This window comes from Fervidicella metallireducens AeB (assembly GCF_000601455.1).
Taxonomy (GTDB): domain Bacteria; phylum Bacillota; class Clostridia; order Clostridiales; family Caloramatoraceae; genus Fervidicella; species Fervidicella metallireducens.
This window is the reverse complement of the sequence record NZ_AZQP01000075.1, coordinates 1-5234: the sequence shown is the minus strand read 5'-3', so window position 1 is coordinate 5234 and position 5234 is coordinate 1. Positions and strand designations below refer to the sequence as shown.

3 protein-coding genes and 1 pseudogene are annotated in these 5234 nt (G+C 31.5%); 1 reads left to right on the top strand and 3 read right to left on the bottom strand.

Annotated elements, in window-relative coordinates:
• Nucleotides 1–1022 (top strand): ubiquitin-like domain-containing protein (locus Q428_RS13230; RefSeq protein WP_051515177.1); only part of this gene is annotated, 1022 nt, incomplete at its 5' end.
• 121 nt (nt 1023–1143) lie between these two features.
• Here Q428_RS13230 and Q428_RS16615 read toward each other — a convergent pair.
• From Q428_RS16615 to Q428_RS13220, 3 genes and pseudogenes are all read right to left on the bottom strand, one after another.
• Nucleotides 1144–1764 carry an ABC transporter ATP-binding protein gene (locus Q428_RS16615; protein ID WP_341349057.1) on the bottom strand — a complete coding sequence of 207 codons (621 nt, stop codon included), beginning with the start codon at nt 1762–1764 and terminating at the stop codon, nt 1144–1146.
• Nucleotides 1761–2815 (bottom strand): annotated as a pseudogene (locus Q428_RS16610) (ABC transporter transmembrane domain-containing protein). The gene Q428_RS16615 and the pseudogene Q428_RS16610 overlap by 4 nt, the downstream one beginning before the upstream one ends.
• Nucleotides 2816–3062: 247 nt before the next feature.
• Nucleotides 3063–4877: an ABC transporter ATP-binding protein gene (locus tag Q428_RS13220; RefSeq protein WP_035381698.1), complete on the bottom strand. Its 1815-nt coding sequence runs from the start codon at nt 4875–4877 to the stop codon at nt 3063–3065.
• Nucleotides 4878–5234 lie beyond the last annotated feature (357 nt).

Here is a 5234-nt window from a genome sequence, read left to right as displayed (position 1 = left end):
TAGATTATTATAACTATCTTCAATATATTCCCAAAAAAAGTCATATAAGATATGTCTTTGCTATAACAGTTTTAATTTTTGCTGTATTAACCTTATCATTTTACCAGTTAAGGAGAAAGACTATTACTATTATTGATTACGGAAGAAAAACAAAGATTATTACCTATAAAAACACGGTTAAGGATGTTTTAGAGAGCAATAATATTTCGCTAAATGCTAAGGATAAAGTTGAGCCAAGCTTAACATCAAAGATAGCTGATGACGGTACAATAACAATAAAACGAGCTGTCAATGTTAAAGTAATTGTTGATGGAAAACAAATAAATATTGAATCTTCAGAAGGCGATGTTGCTTCCATGCTGAAAAGTGAAGGAATTGAGATAAGAGAACATGATAAAATTAAACCTGGATTGGACACGAAATTGTCCAGTAATATGGAAATTGAGATTACAAAAGTTGATATTAAAACTATTGACCAAAAGGTAGAAGTGAATTTTAAGGAAATAATAAAAAAGGATAAGAAATTATCAAACACAAAGACTAAGGTTTTGCAGGAAGGTAAAAAAGGAGAAAAATTAATTACAATCCAAGTAATCTATGAGAATGGACAAGAAGTTGCAAGAAAGGTAATAAAAGAAATCCTTTTAAAGAAACCAGCTGATAGATTGGTCCTTCAGGGCTCATATCCACACATGCCAGTTTCTAGGGGTGGTAGAGTTCTCCCCTTCAAAAAGGTGATAAATGCCAGGGCTACTGCCTATTGGGCAGTAAGGGGTGTAGGAAAAACCTATACTGCTTCTGGAAGATTAGCTGTTAGAAATGAGGATGGTTATAGTACTATTGCTGTAGATCCAAAGGTTATTCCATATGGAACTAAATTATTTGTAGAAGGTTATGGTTTTGCTATAGCAGCGGATACAGGAACTGCAATAAAAGGAAATAAAATAGATGTTTTCTTTAATACTTTTAAAGAGGCATGCAACTGGGCTGTTAAAAATGTAAAGGTGTATATATTAAATTAGAAGAAAATTTAAAGGTAAAGTCTCCAATATCGTAATTGCAGATTTTATATGGATTAAATAAATGACCTTTTTCCAGGATTTTAGGAAAAAGGTCATTTATTTGAAAATCTAATTTCATATATTATTGGGCAAGTAATCTGTTTTCTTCTTCTTCTAAAAATTGATTTGTATACAATTTATAGTAATATCCTTTTTTCTTAAGGAGGCTAAAGTGGTTTCCTTCCTCAATTATTTTGCCTTTATGAATTACTAAAATTCTATCAACAGAACGTATTGTAGAAAGTCTGTGTGCAATTATAAAACTAGTTCTCCCCTTAAGTAGTTTGTTAATAGCATTTTGAATTATTATTTCACTTTCAGTATCAACTGAAGAAGTTGCTTCATCCAATACAAATATTTTTGGATTAGAAAGTATCGCCCTAGCAATTGATATTAATTGTTTCTGACCAGTAGATAGTCTATTTCCACCTTCCCCTACTTCAGTATCATAACTATTTTCAAGTTGCATAATAAACTCATGTGCATTAGCAATTTTAGCTGCTTCAATAATTTCATCATCAGATGCATCAATTTTTCCATATCTTATATTATCCTTTATAGTACCACTAAAGAGATGGGGAGTTTGTAGAACATAACCAAGGCTGGATTGAAGCCATAGTTGAGATCTTTTTCTATAATCGACTCCATCAATAAGAATATCACCTGAAGTTGGTTCGTAAAAACGGCAGGCAAGATTAACTATAGTACTTTTTCCAGACCCTGTTTCTCCAACAAGGGCAATTGATTCGCCAGCCTTATGTCTAGATTAAAATTTTCCAGAACTTTTTCGCCATTTTTATATTCAAAGGTTACATTTTTAAATGAGATATTGCCTTTAATTTCAGGCCAGTTTTCCTTTTTAGGATTGAAACTGTCTCCATAAATTTTGATAACCTCTTGACTATCCTTTATTTCTGATTCAGATTCAATTAAAGATATAACTCTCTCAGCTGAAGCTTGTGCTGAAAGCATTTCTGCTAAAACCCTTGCTAATTCTTTAACTGGTTCAAAAAACTGAATTGTATATGATATAAAGGCAACAAGTGTACCAAAGCTAATTGTCTGTGATAATACTTTATTCCCTCCAAACCAAAGTGCCAGAGATGTACCAATACTTCCAAGTGTTATTACTATTGGCATATAAACTGAGGATAAAAGTGCTGCCATTACAGCAGATTTATACATTTCATTTGTTAATTCTTTGAATTCTGAAAGATTTTTCTCCTCAGTTACTAAGGTTTTTGTTGTTTTTGCCCCCATAATTCCTTCGTTAAAAGCCCCTGTTATTTTAGAATTAGTCTTACGTACAATTCTATAGGATTTTAAAATCTTTTTTTGAAAGTAGATACTGATTAAAGTAAGTGGAGGTATAACAATTAAGGTTATCAGGCAAGTTGCCAATTGAGATATAGCATATAAATAAGTATAAAGCTCATCATTGCTAGACCCCATACAAAATCAACTACTCCCCATGCAAGTGTATCACTTAATCTTTGAATATCAGAGGTCATTCTTGCCATTATCCACCCTGTAGGCGTTGTATCAAAATATGAAAATGATAAATTTTGTAAATGTTCAAAGGCCTTTTTTCTAATATCATGGCATACGCTGACTTCTATTTTTCCTGCCAGTGCGATTAAGCACCATACATTGAATACCTGTAGTCCCACCAGTATAAGATATCTTATAGAAAATCTGGTTAATCCATTTAAATTTCCTTTAATTATAAAATTATCAACGGCATACTTTGTCATAATTGGGAAGGTTGCTTCTATGCAGCCAACCCCAATCATAACACATGAAAGGAAAAACATCAGCTTCTTATAGGGTTTTATATAGTAAAAAAGCTTTTTCCAAAGGGTAAAATCAAAATGATTATTAAAATTGTCTTCTTGAAAATTATTCATTCTAAAGCCTCCTTTTTCTTATATTAAAGTTTTCTGATAAAAGCAGTGTTTAATTGTATTCAAGGGAAATGAAAAGTATAAAATATTAAATTCATTAAGAGGCACTTTCATTGGTATCTTCTTCAATTTCCTTTTCAAAAGAGTTCTGTATTTCCCAAACCCTTTTATATAATCCATCCTGGTTTACTAGTTTTTTATGTGTTCCCATTTGAGAAATTTTCCCTTTTTCAAGAACAAGGATTAAGTCTGCTCGTCGTATTGTTGATATCCTATGTGAAATTATAAATGTTGTTACATTTTTACTTCTTTTTCTTAATGCAGATCTTATGGATGCATCGGTTTCTGCATCAACAGCGCTTAAGGAGTCATCGAAAATAAGAATTGGGTAATCAGTTATAACTGTTCTTGCTATTGTTAATCTTTGTTTTTGACCACCTGATAATGTTACCCCTTTTTCACCTACCATTGTTTCATATCCCTTTTCAAATTCTTGGATATTATCATGTATAGATGCTATCTTACAAGCTTCATGTACATCATAAATCGAGGCCTTCTCACTACCTAGTTTTACGTTGTCCTCTATTGTCTTTGAAAAGAGGAATGGTTCCTGTGAAGCTATACCAACATTTTGCCTAATCCATTTTCTGTCAATCTCTTTAAGTTCAATTCCATCAATTTTGATAGAACCTTTTTTATAATCGTAAAGCCTTAAAAGCAAGTTTATTAAGGTAGTTTTACCAGAACCAGTAGGACCAAGTATAGCAACAGTCTGGCCTTTTTTTACCTTAAAGGTAAGATTTCTTAAAACAGGCTTTCCCTCTTCATATTCAAAACTGAGGTTCTTAAATTCAATTTCTCCAGAAATTTTAGGTTGCAATGAATTTTCAATCATTATTTCTGTAGGTTCATCAAGTATTTCAAAAATACGTGTTGCTGCTACAAATGATTTACCCATATCAGTTAATATTCTCCCCATCTGTCGTACAGGCCAAAGAAGCATACCCTCATATGTTGTAAATACAACAAGTGTACCTAGACTTATGATTCCTTTCGAAGACAAAACAGAACCATATAGCAATATTGCTCCTATCTGAAGTAAACATAGTGCGTCTGATATAGACCAGTAAAGTGCAAGGAGTTTTATTAATTTATATACAAGATTTTTAAATTCCCTATTTTTTTTATTGAATTTATCCATTTCAAATTTTTGCATAGCAAAGGCACGGACAACTCTGATACCAGTTAAATTTTCCTGAATAACAGAAGATAAACGTCCTTCTGATTCATCACATTGAAGAAATATTTTTTGGACTTTTTTGAAAAAAATGAAGGCGAAAGTAAAAATTATTGGCACTGCCGTCATTGCAACTAGTGCAAGTTTAACGTTCAATGAAAACATTATTATTGAAACAAGTGTTACCATAAAAATAGCTCTTCCAATTTCTACAAATTGTACTGCGAGAAAGCTTCGTATAGTTTCAACATCTGAGGTGCATCTTTGAATAAGATCACCAGTTGAAGCCTTTACGTGATAATCATAAGGAAGTCTTTGAATATGATTAAAAAGTTTTTCTCTTGTGTTCATAGCTGTTGATTCTGCAGCCTTAGAAGAAAATCTACCTTTCAAATACAGAAAGAGTCCATTAAGTGCAGTAAGTAAAACAATCAATAAACTACATATCCAAAGATTATTTGATAGGAATTCCCTACCACCGCAATATTCAATCATGCTATTAATTATATTTGAAGAGCTTGAACTCCCGTTACCTATAATCGAGTCAATTATCGTTTTTGTAACCAGAGGAATTAGTATCGAAAAAAATGTAGCCAGGGCAATAGATAAAATTGATGCCAAATAAATTAATCTGTTTCCTTTCATGAGTTTCCAAATTAGTTTTATTTTCTTCATAAAGTCACCTCCGATGGTTATGTTAACCTGCCTTTAGGTTCAAAAGAAAAAAACCACAGTATATCCCTGTGGTTTATTAGATTCCTATAGCAAAACATAGCAATACAAATATAAAAACCACAGGGAAATGTACACCTGTGGCTTATTTTCAGAAAAGTTTTACATACCTAAAGTCGCAGGTTGTACAAATAGTTTATTAATAATTAAGTTACAGTAATTGTGAGTTCCATTTAATGAAGATCTAAAGTTTTTCATTGTACAACCTCCCTTCGAAATTTAAATTTACAAAACTATTATATAACAGATTGGAAATTTATACAAGTATAAATATGAAAATATTTTTATAAAAAGAAAAAA